Annotated in this window: 17 protein-coding genes; 12 read left to right on the top strand and 5 right to left on the bottom strand. The window is 69.3% G+C overall.

Annotation, left to right across the window (positions count from 1 at the left end; genetic code table 11):
* Nucleotides 1-134 precede the first annotated feature (134 nt).
* Genes G9U51_RS12510 through G9U51_RS12500 form a run of 3 tightly spaced genes read left to right on the top strand, consistent with a single transcriptional unit; the run spans nt 135 to nt 1,464 of the window.
* Nucleotides 135-986: a bifunctional methylenetetrahydrofolate dehydrogenase/methenyltetrahydrofolate cyclohydrolase gene (locus G9U51_RS12510; RefSeq protein ID WP_166197268.1), complete on the top strand. Its 852-nt coding sequence runs from the start codon at nt 135-137 to the stop codon at nt 984-986.
* The gene (locus tag G9U51_RS12505; RefSeq protein WP_166197267.1) at nt 986-1,207 is read left to right on the top strand and encodes a hypothetical protein; all 222 of its coding nucleotides are present in this window, start codon (nt 986-988) and stop codon (nt 1,205-1,207) included. The genes G9U51_RS12510 and G9U51_RS12505 overlap by 1 nt, the downstream gene beginning before the upstream one ends.
* Entirely contained in the window at nt 1,204-1,464 is a 261-nt protein-coding gene (locus tag G9U51_RS12500) for a DUF3017 domain-containing protein (protein ID WP_166197266.1), read from the top strand. Before G9U51_RS12505 ends, G9U51_RS12500 begins: the two co-directional genes overlap by 4 nt.
* A 273-nt stretch (nt 1,465-1,737) precedes the next feature.
* On the opposite strand, the gene G9U51_RS12495 is transcribed toward G9U51_RS12500, so the two are convergent.
* The 3 genes from G9U51_RS12495 to G9U51_RS12485 all read right to left on the bottom strand — a co-directional run bounded on the left by G9U51_RS12495 (nt 1,738) and on the right by G9U51_RS12485 (nt 4,421).
* On the bottom strand, nt 1,738-2,124 hold the full coding sequence (locus G9U51_RS12495) for an EVE domain-containing protein (RefSeq protein ID WP_166197265.1): 387 nt from the start codon (nt 2,122-2,124) through the stop codon (nt 1,738-1,740).
* Between the two features lie 414 nt (nt 2,125-2,538).
* On the bottom strand, nt 2,539-3,519 hold the full coding sequence (locus tag G9U51_RS12490; protein WP_166197264.1) for a malate dehydrogenase: 981 nt from the start codon (nt 3,517-3,519) through the stop codon (nt 2,539-2,541).
* Nucleotides 3,520-3,872: 353 nt separating this feature from the next.
* Complete coding sequence (locus G9U51_RS12485) at nt 3,873-4,421, bottom strand: dihydrofolate reductase family protein (RefSeq protein ID WP_166197263.1); 549 nt, start codon at nt 4,419-4,421, stop codon at nt 3,873-3,875.
* 97 nt (nt 4,422-4,518) lie between these two features.
* Between G9U51_RS12485 and G9U51_RS12480 the strand changes: the two genes are divergently transcribed.
* Nucleotides 4,519-5,034, top strand: coding sequence for a hypothetical protein (locus tag G9U51_RS12480; RefSeq protein ID WP_166197262.1), 516 nt, complete (start codon nt 4,519-4,521; stop codon nt 5,032-5,034).
* 113 nt (nt 5,035-5,147) lie between these two features.
* On the opposite strand, the gene G9U51_RS12475 is transcribed toward G9U51_RS12480, so the two are convergent.
* The gene (locus G9U51_RS12475; RefSeq protein WP_166197261.1) at nt 5,148-6,608 is read right to left on the bottom strand and encodes a hypothetical protein; all 1,461 of its coding nucleotides are present in this window, start codon (nt 6,606-6,608) and stop codon (nt 5,148-5,150) included.
* A gap of 217 nt (nt 6,609-6,825) precedes the next feature.
* Between G9U51_RS12475 and G9U51_RS12470 the strand changes: the two genes are divergently transcribed.
* The 7 genes from G9U51_RS12470 to G9U51_RS12440 all read left to right on the top strand — a co-directional run bounded on the left by G9U51_RS12470 (nt 6,826) and on the right by G9U51_RS12440 (nt 15,239).
* Nucleotides 6,826-7,725 (top strand): hypothetical protein, encoded by a 900-nt coding sequence (locus G9U51_RS12470; protein WP_166197260.1) that lies wholly within the window; start codon nt 6,826-6,828, stop codon nt 7,723-7,725.
* 113 nt (nt 7,726-7,838) lie between these two features.
* The gene (locus G9U51_RS12465) at nt 7,839-9,065 is read left to right on the top strand and encodes an NADP-dependent isocitrate dehydrogenase (RefSeq protein WP_166197259.1); all 1,227 of its coding nucleotides are present in this window, start codon (nt 7,839-7,841) and stop codon (nt 9,063-9,065) included.
* A 73-nt stretch (nt 9,066-9,138) separates the two neighbouring features.
* Entirely contained in the window at nt 9,139-9,831 is a 693-nt protein-coding gene (locus tag G9U51_RS12460; RefSeq protein WP_166197258.1) for an acyl carrier protein, read from the top strand.
* On the top strand, nt 9,828-10,979 hold the full coding sequence (locus tag G9U51_RS12455) for an acyl-CoA dehydrogenase family protein (protein ID WP_166197257.1): 1,152 nt from the start codon (nt 9,828-9,830) through the stop codon (nt 10,977-10,979). The genes G9U51_RS12460 and G9U51_RS12455 overlap by 4 nt, the downstream gene beginning before the upstream one ends.
* Nucleotides 10,976-11,869, top strand: a complete 894-nt coding sequence (locus G9U51_RS12450) for a class-II aminoacyl-tRNA synthetase family protein (RefSeq protein WP_166197256.1) — start codon at nt 10,976-10,978, stop codon at nt 11,867-11,869. Before G9U51_RS12455 ends, G9U51_RS12450 begins: the two co-directional genes overlap by 4 nt.
* A complete protein-coding gene (locus G9U51_RS12445; protein WP_166197255.1) occupies nt 11,866-12,849 on the top strand; it encodes a DUF1839 family protein in 984 nt (327 codons plus the stop codon). Before G9U51_RS12450 ends, G9U51_RS12445 begins: the two co-directional genes overlap by 4 nt.
* A complete protein-coding gene (locus G9U51_RS12440) occupies nt 12,846-15,239 on the top strand; it encodes a glycoside hydrolase family 2 protein (RefSeq protein WP_166197254.1) in 2,394 nt (797 codons plus the stop codon). Before G9U51_RS12445 ends, G9U51_RS12440 begins: the two co-directional genes overlap by 4 nt.
* Nucleotides 15,240-15,361: 122 nt before the next feature.
* On the opposite strand, the gene G9U51_RS12435 is transcribed toward G9U51_RS12440, so the two are convergent.
* A complete protein-coding gene (locus tag G9U51_RS12435) occupies nt 15,362-16,732 on the bottom strand; it encodes an exopolysaccharide biosynthesis polyprenyl glycosylphosphotransferase (RefSeq protein ID WP_235946060.1) in 1,371 nt (456 codons plus the stop codon).
* Nucleotides 16,733-17,064: 332 nt separating this feature from the next.
* Between G9U51_RS12435 and G9U51_RS12430 the strand changes: the two genes are divergently transcribed.
* Nucleotides 17,065-17,643 carry an arsenate reductase/protein-tyrosine-phosphatase family protein gene (locus G9U51_RS12430; RefSeq protein WP_166197253.1) on the top strand — a complete coding sequence of 193 codons (579 nt, stop codon included), beginning with the start codon at nt 17,065-17,067 and terminating at the stop codon, nt 17,641-17,643.
* Nucleotides 17,644-17,704: the final 61 nt, after the last annotated feature.

The raw sequence follows: 17,704 nt of genomic DNA, 5'->3' as shown, positions 1-17,704 counted from the left end.
CCGGTAGCCGCGATCTTCGTAAAGTGCGGTCGCCTCGGGCTGGCGGGTATGCCCTCGAGTGGACCCCGCCAGCAGCCGCCCCATCCGCCGGCTGTGAGCCGGACCTCGAGTGCCGCCGTGGCAGGATACGGGGCGTGACGGCGACGGTTCTGGACGGCAAGGCGGTCTTCGCGACCATCAAGGACGAGCTGCGGGCGCGCGTCGCCCGGCTGGCCGAGCAGGGCGTCGTGCCCGGGCTCGGGACCGTCCTCGTCGGTGACGACCCGGCGAGCAAGTGGTATGTCGGAGCCAAGCACCGCGACACGGCCGAGCTGGGCATCAATTCGTTCCGTCACGACCTCCCGGCGTCCGCGACTCAGGCCGAGGTCGAGGCCGTGATCGACCAGCTCAACGCCGACCCTGCGGTGACCGGTTTCCTGGTGCAGCAGCCGACGGGGCTCGACGAATTCGCTTTGCTGTCAAGGGTTTTGCCCACCAAGGACATTGACGGCCTGCACCCGATGAACCTCGGCAAGCTGGTCCTCGGCGAAGACGGCCCGCTGCCGTGCACGCCGATCGGCTGCATCGAGCTGCTGCGGCGGTATGACGTCCCGCTCGACGGGGCTGAGGTGGTCGTCGTCGGCCGCGGCCTCACCGTCGGCCGTCCGCTCGGGCTGCTGCTGACGCGTCGGTCGGAGAACGCGACAACCACGTTGTGCCACACCGGAACTCGTGACCTCGCGGCACATGTGCGAGGCGCAGACGTGGTGATTTCCGCGGCTGGACGACCGGGGCTGATCACCCGCGACATGGTCAAGCCGGGCGCTGCCGTGCTCGATGTGGGTGTGTCTCGGGTGGACGGCAAGATCGCCGGTGACGTCGATCCGGCAGTCGCCGAGGTTGCTGGTTATCTGACGCCTAACCCCGGCGGGGTCGGGCCGATGACCCGCGCGATGCTGATGGCCAACCTGGTCACCCTCGCCGAGCAGCAGGCGGCGTCGCGGTGATGAGCCATGGATTGCGTCAGCCGGCCGCGCTTGCGACCGAGGGTGGTTTGGCAATGGCCGGTGCGTCGCGGAAGCTGGCCGTGCTTGCGACCGAGGGTGGTTTGGCAATGGCCGGTGCGTCGCGGAAGCTGGCCGTGCTTGCGACCGAGGGTGGTTTGGCAATGACCGGTGCGTCGCGGAAGCTGGCCGTGCTTGCAACGGCCCGCACTGTTGATCCGTGAAGTCGGCAGAACTCGGCCACTTCTGGTGGCTGATCGCGAGCGCGGCCGTGGTGGGGGTCGCACTGATCGGGGTCGGCCAGGTGCGCCTCGGCGGGTATGTCGTCGCCGCCGGCCTCGCGCTGGGGGGCTTGTTACGGCTCGCCATACCGCGTCGATCGGCTGGGGCTGTTGCGCTGCGGTCGCGAATGCTTGACCTGGTGATCTACCTAGGGCTGGCCGTGGCCGTCTTCGTCGCGGTCTCCGAAGTCAAGCTCTAACCCCGAAACGTCACTAAATCCCCCCGAAACGTCACTAAATCCCCCCGAAGCGTCAGTAATACCTCGCGAGACGTCACTATATCTCTCGAAGCGTCACTAATACCTCGCGAGACGTCAATAAATCCCCACGAAGCGTCAGTAATGCGTCGCGAGACGTCACTGAGTCCAGCCCCCACACCGTCGAGCGAGCGGGCAGTTATCACCGCGTGAACGGCTAGCACTTTGCGTGTCGGTCAGGACTTCGGGTCGACTGCTCCCCAGAATTGCTGCCACTCACCTCATGGACCAGATCTCTTCGGCTGCGTCAGTGGGCAGCTCGAAGAAGCCGTAGCGGATGCGTGAGGTCGGCAGCAGGTGTCGGATCTCCGCAAGCGTAATCGGGGTAATCTCGCGCAGCATGGCCGCTCGCCGATAGCCACCTTCGATGACGGTGCTCGGCTCAACGTCCGCGCCAGTCACTTCACCGACGATGGTGATTGCTCGGAGCGGCTTACCCTCCGGATACGTGGTCGTGGGGGAGTAGACGAGGACTCGATCGCCGAGGCTCATCCTGGCGACCGGCGCTCGCTTGCCGTGGTTGGCCATGATGAAGCCGCCTTCGACACCGCGGCGCGCGTGGTCGCGGGAGGCCACGATCACCCAGGTGCGTGGTTCGCTCATGCCCGTCAGCGTACGGAAGACACTCGACAGGCTGCTGCCGGAACGCGCTCACACGGACGACATCCGTAGTCGAGGAATCGGGCGGTTATAGCGACCGTTTCCCCGGCGCTCCGCGGCGACGAATGGTGCCCGCTCGCGCGACGAATACTGCCCGCTCGGGGATAAGTGACGTTTCGCGAGGATCTAGTGACGTTTCGGGGCGTGCATGACGAAGGCCCGGCGCAGCGGGTGCTGCGCCGGGCCTTCGCCGCTCACGTGCCGCTCTGCGGGAGTGACGTCTCGCGAGGAACTGGTGACGTTTCGCGGAACTTAAGCGACGTCTCGCGAGGAACTGGTGACGTTTCGCGGAACTTAAGTGACGTTTCGTGAGGATCTAGTGACGTTTCGCGGAACTTAAGGGACGTTTCGCGAGGGTCAGATGAGGCCGAGCTGCTTGACCTGGTCGCGCTCGTCCTCCAGGCGCTTGGCCGAGGCCATGATCCGCTCCTTGGAGAAGTCGTTCAGCTCCAGACCCTGCACGATCTCCCACTGGCCGTTCTTCACCCGGCAGGGGAAGGAGGACACGATGCCCTCGGGCACGCCATACGAACCATCGGAGGGGACCGACATCGAGACGATCTCGTCGGTGCCGACATACCAGTCGTGCATGTGGTCGATCGTCGCCGCCGCAGCGGACGCGGCCGACGACGCACCGCGCGCCTTGATGATGGCGCCGCCGCGCTTGGCCACGGTCGGGATGAACTCGTCCTTGATCCACGCCTCGTCGACCAGATCGGCCGCAACCTTGCCGTCGACCTTGGTGTTGTAGAGGTCGGGGTACATCGAGTCGTCGTGGTTGCCCCAGATCGCCAGGTCCTTGATCGCATCGACCGAGACCTCGAGCTTCTTGGCGAGCTGACCCTTGGCCCGGTTGTGGTCCAGGCGGGTGAGCGCGTTGAAGCGCTCCTTGGGGATGTCGGGCGCGTTGGAGAGCGCGATGAGCGCGTTGGTGTTGGCGGGGTTGCCGGTGACGAGCACCTTGATGTCGTCGGCGGCGACCTTGTTGAGCGCCGCGCCCTGACCGGTGAAGATCTTGCCGTTGGCCGACAACAGGTCCGCGCGGTCCATGCCGTCCTTGCGCGGCATGGCGCCGACGAGGAGGGCGACATTCGCGCCGTCGAAGATCTGCTCGGGGTTGTCACCGGTGACGACCGACGACAGCAGCGGGAACGCGCAGTCGTCGAGCTCCATCACGACACCCTCAAGCGCGGGCAGCGCGGGGGTGACTTCGAGCAGCCGCAACTCGACCGGAGTGTCCGGACCGAGCAGGGCACCGCTCGCGATGCGGAAGAGAAGGCTGTAACCGATCTGACCGGCGGCGCCGGTGACGGCGACCTTGACTGGCGTGGTGCTCACGTTCAAACCCCTAGGGAGGCGTGCGGACGATGTCCCTTCTGACGCTAGCAGCGCCGGTATGCCGGGCGGCCGCCGCGTCGGAATCCGGTGCCGTAGCTCACCTTCCCGGGTGCGAGCCGTGCCGCCCGGCAACGCCACCCCAAGGCGCGCCGCGCCACGGGTGCCACCAGGTCGGACGAGGCCGCCGCCGGCGGGCGCAATAGCAGCCGGAAACCTCTACTACGGGTGTAGCAGGGTCGGCCCCGGAGGGAGCGCTATAGCAGCCGGAAACCTCTACTACGGGTGTAGCGGGGGTTCGTGCCCAGAAGGGAGCGCTATAACAGCCGGAAACCTCTACTACGGGTGTAGGGCGATCACTCGGTGGGGCGCAGCGCGTAGGTGAGCATGACGTTGCCGGCGCTGGTCGGTTGCGAGTTCACCAGCTGCAACCGAGTGAGCGGCACCGACTCGTCGAACAGCCGCCGACCCTGTGCGGGCGCGACGGGATGCGTGGTCAGCGTCAGCTCGTCGATGGCGCCGCCGACGAACAGCGACCGCACTGTCTCGATGCCGCCCGCGACGCTGATGTCGCCGCCCTCCTGCTCGCGCAGGCGAGCGACATACGCGATCGGGTCGCCCTCGACGAGCGTGCTGTTCCACGGCAGGTCTCCCGACAGCGTGGTGGAGATGACGTGCTTGCGCACCGGGTTGATCCACTGGGCGAAGGGGTCGTCGTTGCCGGGCCAGTACTCCTTCCACTCCTGCCACAGCTTGCGCCCGATGACGACATCGGTGACGGGCGCAATCGCCGCGCCCATCGCCTCGCCTTCCTCGGGGCCGAAGGCGTCGAACTGCCATTCGTTGGGGCTCTCGACGACGCCGTTGACGGAGTTGAACAGGTGGGCGACGACCTTGCGGCTCATGTGGCGGACCTTTCGATGGTGGAGACGGACGGCACACTCATCGTTTCCACCCTTGAGGCGGTCGCGACGAACGACTAGGTGAACGTAGCGTCGCAGGATGACGTTCTGGAGCACCACAGTGCGCGCTACTCATCTGGTGACCAATGCCGCCTGGTTCGGCGGGTCGTTGATGGGAGCGGTCGCCCTCAACCCCGCGGCCCATGCGGCCGGTGACGAGCAAACGGCCAATCGAGTCACCTCCGCCGGCTGGAAGCGCTGGGGTCCGGTGCAGGGCAGCGCGATCGCGGCGCACCTGGCGAGCGGCCTGGCGATCGTGGCCGACAACCGCCGCCGGGCGTTCGGGCATCGGCGCACCCGTGGCGACGTGGTCGCCAAGACCGTGCTCACCGCCCTGGCCGTCGGCAGCTCGGCGGCGGCATACCAACAGGGCAGCAGGCTGGGCGCGGCGCGCTCGGCCGGTGACGACCGGACCGCGCGCACACTGCACGACCGGATGCGGGCGCTGCAGTGGGTCACGCCGGCCCTGACCGGCGCGCTGCTCGTGCTCGACGCCGATCTCGGCGAGCAGCAGCGCGGGCTGGCCGGTCTGCTGGACCGACCGTTCGGGTCATAGCTGCGCGCGGCCGGCCGCCACACGGCTGGCCATCCGTGCCCGGCCGGCCGCCACACGGCTGGCCATCAGTGCCCGGCCGGCCACCACACGGCTGGCCATCCGTGCCCGGCCGGTCATAGGTGCACCGCCGACCCGGCGGCCTGCCACCACCGAGCGCGCGCCGCCCGGATCCCGTCGCTCTGGTCGTCGGCGAGCTCCTCCAGCAGCGCCGAGCCGCTCATGCCCGCGGCATACATCGCCGCGTCGGTGGTGGCGGGATCGGCGACCTGAGCGCGCAGGTCGACTGATTCCGGCACGCCTCCGGCGTGGGCGAGGGCGCGCAGGGCGTGCGCCCGAACGTCCGGCGCCGGCGAGTTGAGCAGCGGCAGCAAGGCCGTCGCCTGCTGCGCGGTCACGACGAAGCTCAACAGGTGACCGGCCGCCGAGCGGCGCGTCGCGTCGGCGCTGCCGAGCTGCTCCACGGCAACGTCGGCGACGACCTGCCGATAGGGGCTGACCGCGAGCAGCATCGAGGAATGAGTGCGCCGCTCGACGAAATCGGTCGACAGCGCCTCCCGCAGCAACCGCTCGAACATCTGGTCATCGAGGCCGCTCAACTCGGCGCCGGCCTGCACGAAAGCCTCCAGCCCAGCCGGTGACTCCAGCCGCGCACCGGCGGGCTCGGCCGGAGGGTCGGTCTCGGACAGCCGAAGCACCCGCGCGCTCAACTCCGGTGACATCCGCTGCGCGACCTTGTATGCCGCGGCCACCGCGTCGGGTGCGTCGGTGCTCGCCAACTGCATCGCCGCCTCCCGCACCCGGTCGACGTGATCGCCCTTGAGCGAGCCGGTGCTGATCGGCTGCAGCAGGGCGTAGGTCGCACCCCAACGCTGCGCGGCGGTCCCGGTCAGGAAGAAGTCGAGGATCTGGGTGAGTGACGTGGCGGTCAGCGCATCGCCCAGCACCGCGATGATGTCGGCGACGCCTTGGGCACCCTCCGCTCCAGCCGCGCGGGTGATCTCCGCGACCACCGTGCGATGCGTATGCGGGTTGCTGATCATCACCGACAGCGTTTCCAGGCGGGTGGCATAGCCGACCCGCACCGACCGCATCAGTTCGCTGACGAGCAGTCGCACCCACCCTGACATCACCGACGGCGGCAAAAAGACGGTGTCGGCGGCAATCACCGCCTCGGCGAAGGTGAGCCAGTCTGCACCGGTCATCGTCCCGGCCGCGATCAGCTCGTCGGTGCGGCTGAGCACTGCGTAGGCCTGATCGCGCGGATGGGGCGGTCGGGCGAGCAGCGGCTCGTCTCCGAGCGAGCGCCGCATCGCCGCGATCGGCCCGAGCAGCGTCCCGGCCGGCAGCTCGAGCGCCTGCTCGTAGGCGCCGATCATCGGCCGGGGGATGTCGTCGAGCGCGCTCTCCCGGCGGCTGATCACACTGCCGCTCGTCGAAAACCCCGCCGCCGCCAAGCGCGCGGTGAAGCTGTCGCCGGTGCCACCCAGCGGCGAGCCCATCCGGCTGACTCGCAGCAACCAGGCAGTGCGCGCGTCGACATCGACATGTCGCCCCCGCAACGGTGTGCGGTCCACGGGCAGCGTCCGTCGCCGCCCACGACCCGTGACCCAATTCATCGCAGAGCTCACCCCCTTTCACCAACCCCACCTACGGGGAGGGAGCCCAGCAGGACGGAGTATTCCCGAGGGAAGGCCGTTCTGTCTCCCCTCCGCGTCGTGCCTTCCCAGCGTTTTCCCGGCTGGCCGCTACTCTGACGGGCGTTGCGGACCGTTCGAGGCAGGGAGTCTGGGGTTGGCCGGGAAACTCGCGAACGGGGGACTGATCGCCCTCGTCGTCCTCGACATCGGCCTGGTCGGGTTCGCCCTGCACCAGCAAAGTGCCGCCCCGTCGGATGCCGCCGTCGCCGGCGGACCGACCGGTAACTCCGCCCCAGGTGCCAGCACCGGGTCGCCGTCCAGCTCACCCACCGCGTCCGCCAGCGCAGGTATGCCGGGGCCCGCGCGACTCGCCGTCTCGGCCACGAGCCAGACCTCGTTCTGGCGGGCGTCCGGCCCGAGCGGGTGTGCTCAGGGTGGCTCGGTGCGCCTGGAGCACTCGACGGACGCCGGCGCGAAGTGGACCCCGGTCACCGTGCCGGCGGCGTCGATCGCGGCGCTCAGCTCGGCCGACAATCGCGTGACGCTCGCCGGCGGCGACGCCTCGTGCGCACCCAAGGCGTGGTCGGTGAACAACGATGGCGCGGTCTCCGCAGGCACCGCTCCGCAGTGGTCGGTGGACACCAAGGACACCAGCAAAGTCGTTGTGGGACAACGCACTTCGGCGCCGTGCGGCGCGAAGCGGGTGACCGACATCGCCTCCGACAGCGACCTCACCGGGTCGGTGCTCTGCGAGGGCGGCGCGGTGAAACGCACCACCAACGGCGGCCAGCAATGGAGCGACCAGGGCACCGTCGACGGCGCCCTCGCCATCGCCAGCAGCGGTGGCGCGGTCTACGCCGCGGCCAAGGCCGACTGCGGAGTGCAGGTGGCGCGCGTGGGGCAGAGCGCCAATGGGTGCATCCCGGGCACCGGCACGGTGAACGGCCCGGCCGACGTCACGTCATACGGCAACCTGCTCGTGCTGGTGACCGCGGACGCGACCTGGACCGCCCGCACGGGCGACCTGACCAGCTGGCATGTCGCCAAGGGCTGAGCCGAGCGCCAGCCGCCGAGCACCCAAGGGCTGAGCCCCCATCTCGCTCACCGGCACCGCTGGAATAGCCTGATCCGCGGACCACCCGCACCGGATCAGGAGCCAGACACCCCATGGAGAAGATCAAGGTCAAGAACCCCGTCGTCGAACTCGACGGGGACGAGATGACGCGCATCATCTGGCAGTTCATCAAGGACCGGCTGATCCATCCTTATCTCGACGTCGACCTGAAGTACTACGACCTCGGGATCGAAAACCGCGACGCGACCGACGACCAGGTCACCGTCGATGCGGCCAACGCCATCAAGGAGCACGGCGTCGGCGTCAAGTGCGCGACCATCACCCCGGATGAGGCGCGGGTCGAGGAGTTCGGGCTCAAGGAGATGTGGCGCAGCCCCAACGGCACGATCCGCAACATCCTGGGTGGCGTGATCTTCCGCGAGCCGATCATCATCAGCAACATCCCGCGGCTGGTGCCGGGCTGGACCAAGCCGATCATCATCGGCCGGCACGCGCACGGCGACCAGTACAAGGCGCAGAACTTCAAGGTGCCCGGTGCGGGCAAGGTCACGATCAGCTACACCCCGGCCGACGGCTCGCAGCCGCTGGAGCTGGAGGTCGCCGAATTCGGCGACGACGGTGGTGTCGCGATGGGCATGTACAACTTCAACAAGTCCATCGAGGACTTCGCGCGGGCGTCCTTCAACTACGGCCTGCAGCGCGAGGTGCCGGTCTATCTGTCCACCAAGAACACCATCCTCAAGGCCTACGACGGCCAGTTCAAGGACATCTTCCAGCGCATCTTCGACACCGAGTTCAAGGACAAGTTCGACGCGCTCGGCATCACCTACGAACACCGCCTGATCGACGACATGGTCGCGGCGGCGCTGAAGTGGGAGGGCGGTTATGTCTGGGCCTGCAAGAACTACGACGGCGACGTCCAGTCCGACATCGTCGCGCAGGGTTTCGGCTCGCTCGGCCTGATGACCAGCGTGCTGATGACCCCGGACGGCAAGACCGTGGAGGCGGAGGCGGCGCACGGCACCGTCACCCGCCACTACCGCCAGCACCAGCAGGGCAAGGCGACGTCGACCAACCCGATCGCCTCGATCTTCGCGTGGACGCGTGGCCTGGCCAAGCGCGGCGAGCTCGACGAGACGCCCGAGGTGACCAAATTCGCCGAGACCCTCGAGCAGGTCTGCATCAAGACCGTCGAGGAGGGGCAGATGACCAAGGACCTCGCGCTGCTCATCGGCCCGGACCAGCCCTACCTCACCACCGAGGAATTCCTGAGCGCGATCGACGCCAATCTGCAGAAGGCGATGGGTGCGCACGGCTGAACCTGCCCAGCCTGAACGCTGCCTGAAGTAGCATCAGCCCGACACATTCGTCGGGGAAGGGTTCGCCTCACCGATGATCGGTAGGGCGGAGTCGGATGTAGGCAGCGTGGAACTCGGCATCGACATAGAGGCGCTGGACGATGTCGCGCGGGCATACGCGCGATTCGGACAGAGGTATGTCGACCGGGTGCTCGCTCCGCACGAACGTCGTGACCTGCGGGACCGGTCGCGTCAGGTGCGGTACATCGCAGGGCGGTTCGCGGCCAAGGAGGCGGCGATCAAGGCCTGGGGTGTCACCGCCGCGACGCCGGTCGCGTGGTCGCGGGTGGTGGTCGAGCAGACCCGGTCCGGGTTGATCGTCACCGCCCCGCACCTCGGTGCGGCGCCCGTGCGGGTCAGCCTCTCGGTCACCGAGCAGGCGGCGTATGCCGTGGCGCTCGGCGGCCGCCGCGACCCGGCGAATGCGGTCGACACTGTCGGGCACGGGGAAGGATTGGGGATGGCGCAGGACACGGTCGACGCGACGATCATCGAGGTGCTCGACGAGCAGGCTCGACTGGTCGGGCCGGCAGGCGATTTGGCGCGCGACGCCAATCTGTTCGAGGCGGGCATGACCTCGCATGCGAGCGTGAATGTGATGCTCGGCGTCGAGGATGCCTTCGACATCGAGTTCCCCGATGCGCTGCTCACCAAGAAGACCTTCACCTCGATCGCCTCGATCGCCGACGCGGTGCAACAGATCCAGGGCGACGAGGCAACGTTATGAGTGTGGACGCGGCGGAGCGCACCGCGCAGGTTGGCCAGATCGCCACGGTGGCCGCCGAGCACGCCGACGCGGTCGATGCCGACAACCGGTTCCCCGCCGAGGCGATCGCCGTCGCGCGCGACTCCGGCTTCCTGGCCGCGCTGATCCCGGTCGAGGAGGGTGGGCTCGGCCTCAGCCTGCGGGAGGTCGCGGAGGTGGTGCGCGCGGTCGGCGCGTCCTGCTCGTCGACCGCGATGGTGCTCGCGATGCACCACAGCCAGCTGGAGATCCTGGTCAAGCACGGTGACACCGACACCCTGCGCGCGCTGCGCCGCGATGTCGCCGAGCGCGGACTGCTCATCGCCTCGTGCACGACCGAGATCAATCTCGGTGGGGCACATGCGAGTTCGTCGTGTGCGGTGGAGGTGTCCGGTGACCGCGCGACGCTCACCAAGACCGCGCCGGTCATCTCGTATGGCGAGGAAGCGGACGTGATCTTCTCGACCGCCCGCCGCAGCCCCGACGCCGAGGCCAACGACCAGTCGTTGGTCGCGTCACGCAAGGACGAGACCACCCTGGAGCGCACCACCACCTGGAACGCCCTGGGCATGCGCGGCACCTGCTCGCACGGTTTCCAGCTGCAGGCCGAGGTGCCCGCCGACGCGGTCTTCCCGACCCCCTATGGCGACATCCACACCGTCACGATGGTGCCCGGCGCGCACATCCTGTGGGCGAGCGCGTGGCACGGGATCGCGCGCGGTGCGGCCGCCAAGGCCCGCTCCTTCGTGCAGAAGGCCGCCCGCCGCTCGCCCGGCTCGACCCCCCCGGGTGCGCTGCGCCTGGCCGAACTCGAGGTCGCGCTGCAGTCGATGGGCGGGCTGATCGACGGCGCGCTGCGCCGCTACGAGACCGAGACCAGCGAGGCCGCCGACCGCTCGGTCGGCTTCACCGTTGCGATGAACACCCTCAAGGTCGGAGCCTCCCAACACCTGCTCGATTGCGTCAGCAAGGCGATGGTGATCGTCGGGATCGCCGGCTATGTCAACGGCACGCCGTTCAGCATCGGGCGGCCCTACCGCGACGCGATGGCGCCGCTGGTGATGGTCAACAACGACCGCATCCTGTCGACCAATGCCGGGCTCGAACTGCTGATGCGGGGCCAGGCATGAGCGCGCTGGCCGACTTCCGCGCCGAGCTGGTCGAGCGCGGCTGGCTGCTGGTCGACCGCGACGGGCTGGTCGCCGGCACCGGCGATCCGCTGGAGCGGGTCGTCGCCGGTCTGGTGGCGGCGATCGACGACGTGAGCGCGCAGGCCGGCCGGCCGGTGCAGCGGGTGCGCTTCGCGCCGGTCACCGGTCAGCAGCTGCTCGAACAGACCGGCTATCACACCTCCTTCCCCCAGCTGATCGGCGTGGTGCACGGCCTGCCGCGCGATGCTTCGGCGCGTCGCCGGGTGCCCGAGGGCGAGGCCTGGGACCACGACTTCGGTCGCTCCGGCTTCGGGCTGGTGCCCTCGGCCTGCCACCCGCTTTACGCCTGGCTGCGGGGCACCCAGGTGACCGGGACGGCATACACCCTGACCGGCGACTGCTTCCGCAACGAGCCGTCCGAGGATCCCTTCCGCCGGGTGTCCTTCCGCATGCGCGAAGTCGTCGTGCTCGGCACGCCCGCGCAGGCGCGCGAGCACCAGCGGGTATGGCGGTCCGCCGGCCTTGCGCTCTATCGCTCGCTCGGGCTGCAGGTGCACGACGCGGCGGCCAACGATCCCTTCTTCGGGCGGCAGGGCGCGATGCTCGCCAACAACCAGCGCGACGAACAGCTGAAGTTCGAGTTCGTGGTCGAGCCGGTGCCGGGGCATGAGGTCGCGATCGGCTCGGCGAACTATCACGAGGACCATTTCGGCGTGGACTTCGCGATGACCACACCGGACGGTCAGCCCGCGCACAGCGCGTGTTACGGCATGGGCCTGGAGCGCACCGCGCTCGCGCTGGCTGCGACGCACGGCTTCGATCCGGGTCGATGGCCCGACGAGGTGCGGGTGGCTTTGCGGTTGTCATGACGCGCGTCCGCACCCCGCTCGCAGGGGACTTCCGCCGGCACCCGTTGCACGATCCGTCGGGGCCCTGGCCGCAGACCGACTGCTATCTGGATGTGTGGATCAGCGTGCTGCACGGGCTGGGTCTGGACCCGGTGCCGGCGCTGGCGCCGGTGCTGGCGTTGTCCGCCGACGACGACCAGCTGACCTTCGTCAAGACCGACGAGCGGGATCTGCGCGAGCTCTACGGCATCCGGTATGGCGAGCACCCGTTGTGGGTGTCGTTGCTGGAGCACGTGGTGACCCAGGCCGAGGCGGGCCACCTGCTGGTGGTCGAGGCCGATTCGTTCTACCTGCCCGACACCGCCGGCACGTCCTATCGCACCGAGCATCTGAAGTCCTCCATCGTGCCGGTCGAGCTGGACCCCGACGCGCAGGTGATGACCTATCTGCACAACAACGTGCAGGGTCAGTTGTGCGATGACGACTTCGCCGCGATCTTCCGGTCCGACGCGCTGACGGGGGAGGCGTCCACCTGGGTGCCGCTGCCCTATGTTGAACGCGTGGATCTGTCTGGGCTGCAACGACTTTCGAGTGATGAGCTCGCCGAGGCGGCGCGTGCGGTTGCCGTACGGCAGCTCGCCGACAGCACTGCCGCTCCCTTGGGATCGCTGCCCCAGTGGGTCGATCGGCATGGTGAGCGGATGGCGCGGGAGGGGATGCCCTTCTTCCACCGCTTCGCGTTCGCGACCACCCGGCCGGCCGGTTTCGCGGCCCACCTGGCCGGCGCGCTCGCCTCGTGGTTCGGGGAGCGCGGCGCTGACCCGGTGGCCAGCAGGGAGGCGGCCAGCGCCTTCGAGGAGGCCAGTGGCCGGGCCCAGCAGGCGCAGCTGAAACTCACCCGGGTGGCCCGCGGACGGAGCGTCGACGTGGAGGCGCTGGCGACGGCATACGACACCGCGTGGTCGACGGGAATCGACCGGCTCGGAGCGGCTCTGCGGTGACCTCACCGATCCGGCTGGCGTGGCAGGTCATCTGGTGCCAACCCGGCGACTACGAGCTGGGCACCTTGCCCGACAAGGGATGGAATGCCGTCCCGGTGCCGCAAAGCCTTTGTGACGCAGCGGGATTCGAGGGTGACGCGGACGAGGTGGACTGGTGGTATCGCACCAGGACGACCCTTGCCGAGGGCTCGTGGACGCTCGAGCTGGCCGGCGCCGCGACCTACGCCGAGGTCTATGCCGATGGCGAACTCGTGGCCTCCGGCCGGTCGGCGTTCACCCCGCTGCGCGTCGTGCTCACCGGGGGACGGACCGTGTCGCTGGTGGTGCACATCCGGTCGTTGCGGGCCGAGCCGGTGCCGAGCCGACCGCGTGCTCGCTGGCGCAGCTCCCTCGTGCCGGACAACGCGCTGCGCTGGCATCGCACCAGCCTGCAGGGTCACATGCCGGGTCAGGGCAGCAGCCCGATCGTCGGCCTCTGGCGACCGGTGACCTTGCAACCGACCCCGCCGGTGCGGATCGCGTCCTTGTGCACCGAATGGGCCAGCGGGTCGGGTCTGCTGACCCTGGAGCTTGTCTGCGAGCGACCGGGGGAGGTGCACCTCACCTGCGCCGGGGCGGCAACCTCGTTGCCGGTCGACGGCCCGGCCACCATCGAGCTCGACGTGGGCGCGGTGCGGCCGTGGTGGCCGCACACCCACGGCGAACCGGTGACCTATCCGCTGCGGCTCGAAGTCGACGGTGTGCTCGTGCACGAGCGTCAGGTGGGCTTCCGGCATATCGCCGCGGATCACACCGATGGCGGATTTGCGTTGCAGGTCAACGGAATTGAGATCTTCGCTCGGGGTGCGGTGTGGACACCGGTCGAGCCGGTGGGCGACCCCGAGGTGCCGGTGCTGCGTCGCGAGGCGCTGGTCGCCTTGCGCGACGCCGGGGCCAATGTGGTGCGGGTGCCGGGGACTTCCTGGTATGCCGACGACGAGTTCCTCACCGCCTGCGACGACCTCGGCCTGCTGGTCTGGCAGGACCTCATGCTCGCCACCTTCGATCCCCCCTTCGCCGACGAACGGTGGACCCAGACGCTGCACGAGGAGGTCGAGGCCAATATCTCCCGCGGAGCCGCCCATCCCAGCCTGGCGGTGATCAGTGGCGGCACCGAGACGCTGCAGCAGCCGGTGCTGTCCGGACTCTCGGCCGAGCGGCGCGAGCTGCCGGGGCTGTATGAGTTGGTGGGACGGGTGACCGCCCTGGCACCGGGCTGCGTGGTCGTGCCGTCCTCGCCGTGCAGCGGTGTGCCCCAAGTAGCTGGTTCACGGGGAGGTGCGCTCGCCACCAGTGCCCGGCGCGGCCTCAGCCACTGGTTCGGCGTCGGGGGATACCGGCGTCCGCTGTCCGAGGCACGCACCTCCGGCGTGCGCTTCGCGGCCGAATGCCTGGCGCTCGGGTGCCCACCTCCGGCATACGTCGTGCGCGAATCCTGGGGTCCCGATCCCTTCGGTGACCCGGTGTGGACGGCCGGCGACGCGCGCGACACGGGCGCGGACTGGACCTTCCTCGAGGTCACCGAGCACTACGCGAACGAGCTCTTCCCGAGCTACCAATGTGGCCGGCTGCACCGGCTGCGGGTGACGGCCTTCGAGGTGATTCGTCGCACTCTCGCCGAATGGCGTCGGACCGCCTCGGTCACCAAGGGTGCGATCGTGCTCTCGGCGCGCGATGTCGTCCCCGGTCCGGGATATGGCGTGCTCACCGTCGACGGCGCCCGCAAGGCCGGCTGGTATGCCATGGCGCGGGCGCTGGGCTCGACCTCCCTGCAGATCGTCGACGAGGGCTTGGACGGCCTCGACCTGCACGTGCACCACGACGGGCCGAGGCCGCTCGCCGGCGTGCTGACCCTGAGCGTGCTGCGCGCCGACGGCACGGAGTTGGAGAGCGCGCAGCGCGCGGTCGAGGTGGCACCGCGCGGGTCGCTCGTGGTCAACATCGAGGCCGAGCTGGGTGCCTTCCGCGATCTCAACGGGGCGTGGCGGGCCGGTTTCGGCGGCGACAGCCCCTATGCCGCGGTGCGTGCCGAAGTCGCCGGGGTCGATGAGGTGATCCACCTGTTGCAGCCGTTGCCGCCGGTCGAGATCGCCCGGCTCACCATCCGGGTGTTGCGCGACGCGGTCGAGCTGGAGACCGACACCGCCCTCGCGTATGCCGATGTCACCGTGCCCGGCCGTGAACTCGACCGAGCGTTCGTCCACCTGCTGCCGGGCATTCCGCTGCGCGTCACCACCAAGCCGGCCCCGGTGTCCGGGCAGGCGCGGGCCGCGGCGCTCAACGCGCAGCGGGTGCGGCCGGTGGTGATCGCCGAAGCCCCTGACGCCGAGCCCGATCGTCGCGGCCGCTAGGGCCTGGCTGGACCTGGCCGGAACCCGGCCCGACCTGGCCGCAAAAGCCGAAGCCCGCTGACGCTCGGCGTCAACGGGCTTCGGGGCGGCATCCGCCGCGAGGGCGGCATACGCGAGGGGGTTCAGCGCGCGCCGTCGCCCATCAGGACGGCCTTGATCGTGCGCGCGATGATCTTGATGTCCAGCCAGACCGTCCAGTTGTGGGCGTAGTCGACGTCGAGGGCGACGGCCTGCTCCCAGCTGAGGCGCGAACGGCCGGAGACCTGCCACAGGCCGGTCAGGCCGGGGCGCACCCCGAGCCGGTGGTAGTCGGTCGAGTCGTAGAGCGCGACCTCGGCGCGCCGCTGCGGGCGCGGGCCGACCAGGCTCATCGAACCACCGAGCGCGTTGAACAGCTGGGGCAGCTCGTCGATCGAGTAGCGGCGGATGAAGCGGCCGAGCGGGGTGATCCGCGGGTCGTCCTCGGGCTTGAACAGGGGAGTGCCGTCGGTGCCCTGGGCGGCGAGGAGCGCCTGCAGCTCGCTGTCGGCGTCCTCCTTCATCGAGCGGAACTTGAAGATCTCGAAGTCCTCGCCGTTGCGGCCGACGCGGGTCTGGCGGTAGATGACCGGGCCGCGCGAGGTGGTCTTGACCAGGATGGCGACGACGGCCAGCAGCGGCGCGAAGGCGATGATCAGCCAGATCGAGCCGAGCACATCGAAGACGCGCTTGGCGACATTGCTGCGCAGGCCCGGGGTCGGCTCGGCGACCTCGAGGGCGGCGGTGCCGCCATGGGTGAGCGCACGGGTGCGGGTCGAGCGCAGCTGGCCGGTGGCAACCAGGAACCGCAGCGGGATGCGCTCGTCGCGCAGCGCCCAGGCCAGGTGCTGGACGGCGTCGGAGCTGAGCCGCACGTCGGGCTCCACCTCGACCGCGGTGGCGAGCGAGCGGTCCACCTCACGACGCACCTGCTCGACCAGCTCGGTGGTGGCCGAGGAGTCCAGCGACGGCGCGGTGGTGACCAGGGACACGACGCTGGGGTCCATCGGCGTCTCGCACGGCTGGCCGGGGGTCGGCTCGGCGACGATGCGCAGGGTGCGCTCAGGGAAGCGTCGCGAGGCGAGGATGAATGTCGCGTAGTGCACGACGCTCAGGGTGGCGACGAGCATCAGCGCGCCGAGCTCACCGTGCGGCCGGCGGTCGATCGCGTCGACCAGCGTGCAGCCGATGAGCGCGATGGCTGCGCTGATCAGCGTGCCGGTGCCGTGCATGCCGCGCAGCGAGCGGCCGATGCCGATCGTGGCGGCGGCGGCGAACCAGACGACGAACCAGGAGATCGGGCGCCAGTCGTGGCTCAGGCCGAACCGGTCGCTCTCGAACTGGCTGACGGCGCCGGCGACGAGGAGACCGACGAGGGCGTCGATGACGAGGGTGGTGATGGTCAGCTGCGCGCGCATCTGACGGGCGCCGCGCCGAGACCGAAGTCGCGTCGCGGTCGTCTGAATGGTGACCATCGTGCTGAGCTCCCCTGGGTGTGTGGGTGTCGGATGGTCGTCTGTCCCCGCGGCTGCGACCTAACTTACGTTTTGGTTACTGTAAAGGAACGGTAAAGGTCCCTGCAAGCTGAGCGCGCCGTGCGGTATGCCGTTCGCCCACCGGGAGCTTGCCACCCAGGTCTGCAGTTCCCTGCAAAACCGGGGCGTGATCAGTATCAACGGTAATTTGAACGTTCCAAGCCAAGGTGGGCTATGGCGCTGCTCACATGGTCAAGATTCGGTCAGGATGACGGCTCACCCCGGGGGAGGGGGTGACCGAACTCACCGGTGCGGGCGGCTATCGTGCGGGCGTGGCGACGACCGGAACGATCCTCATCGTGTGCAGCGGCAATGTCTGCCGGTCCCCCTATATCGACCTGCTGTTGCAGGACGCGCTGCGCGGCAGCGGGGTGCAGGTGGCCAGCGCCGGCACCACCGCGCTCGTCGACCGCCCGATGGAGGAGGGGTCGCTGGTGCGGCTGCGCGATCGCCACGGCATCGACGGCTCGGGCTTCCGGGCTCGGCAGTTGACGCCGGCGATGATCGCCGCGGCCGATCTGGTGTTGTGCGCGACTCGCGACCATCGGGCCGAGGTCGTGCGGATCGAGCCGGCCGGTCTGCGCCGGACCTTCGCCCTGACCGACTTCAGCGACCTGGTGCGGGAGATGGCGCCGGGCGTGCCGGCCCCGTCCTTCCTCGACGAGCCCGGTATGTCGGAGGTCGCGCTCGTCGTCAGTGGCGCTGCCCGGCGGCGCTCGCTCGTGCATCCGCGCAGCGAGGAGTCGGCCGACATACCTGACCCATTCCGTCGTGGCGACGCGGCCTTCGAGCGGATGGCGGACGAGATCGACGCGGTGATCGGCCCGGTCATCCGCGCGCTGCGCAGCTGAGCTCTTCGTCATACGCCCCAGGATTGCGGGACCGGACCGAATCCCGCTGTGGCGCTTGTGG

Source organism: Metallococcus carri (assembly GCF_011440275.1).
Classification (GTDB): Bacteria; Actinomycetota; Actinomycetes; order Actinomycetales; family Dermatophilaceae; genus Metallococcus; species Metallococcus carri.
The sequence above is the reverse complement of the archived record's forward strand: the minus strand, read 5'-3'. Positions and strand labels throughout refer to the sequence as shown.

Coding starts and splice junctions, on each gene's coding strand:
- G9U51_RS12505 (WP_166197267.1), top strand. CDS start 986: ATGAGCCATGGATTGCGTCAGCCGGCCGCGCTTGCGACCGAGGGTGGT.
- G9U51_RS12495 (WP_166197265.1), bottom strand. CDS start 2,124: ATGAGCGAACCACGCACCTGGGTGATCGTGGCCTCCCGCGACCACGCG.
- G9U51_RS12485 (WP_166197263.1), bottom strand. CDS start 4,421: ATGAGCCGCAAGGTCGTCGCCCACCTGTTCAACTCCGTCAACGGCGTC.
- G9U51_RS12480 (WP_166197262.1), top strand. CDS start 4,519: ATGACGTTCTGGAGCACCACAGTGCGCGCTACTCATCTGGTGACCAAT.
- G9U51_RS12465 (WP_166197259.1), top strand. CDS start 7,839: ATGGAGAAGATCAAGGTCAAGAACCCCGTCGTCGAACTCGACGGGGAC.
- G9U51_RS12460 (WP_166197258.1), top strand. CDS start 9,139: ATGATCGGTAGGGCGGAGTCGGATGTAGGCAGCGTGGAACTCGGCATC.
- G9U51_RS12455 (WP_166197257.1), top strand. CDS start 9,828: ATGAGTGTGGACGCGGCGGAGCGCACCGCGCAGGTTGGCCAGATCGCC.
- G9U51_RS12450 (WP_166197256.1), top strand. CDS start 10,976: ATGAGCGCGCTGGCCGACTTCCGCGCCGAGCTGGTCGAGCGCGGCTGG.
- G9U51_RS12445 (WP_166197255.1), top strand. CDS start 11,866: ATGACGCGCGTCCGCACCCCGCTCGCAGGGGACTTCCGCCGGCACCCG.
- G9U51_RS12435 (WP_235946060.1), bottom strand. CDS start 16,732: ATGGTCACCATTCAGACGACCGCGACGCGACTTCGGTCTCGGCGCGGC.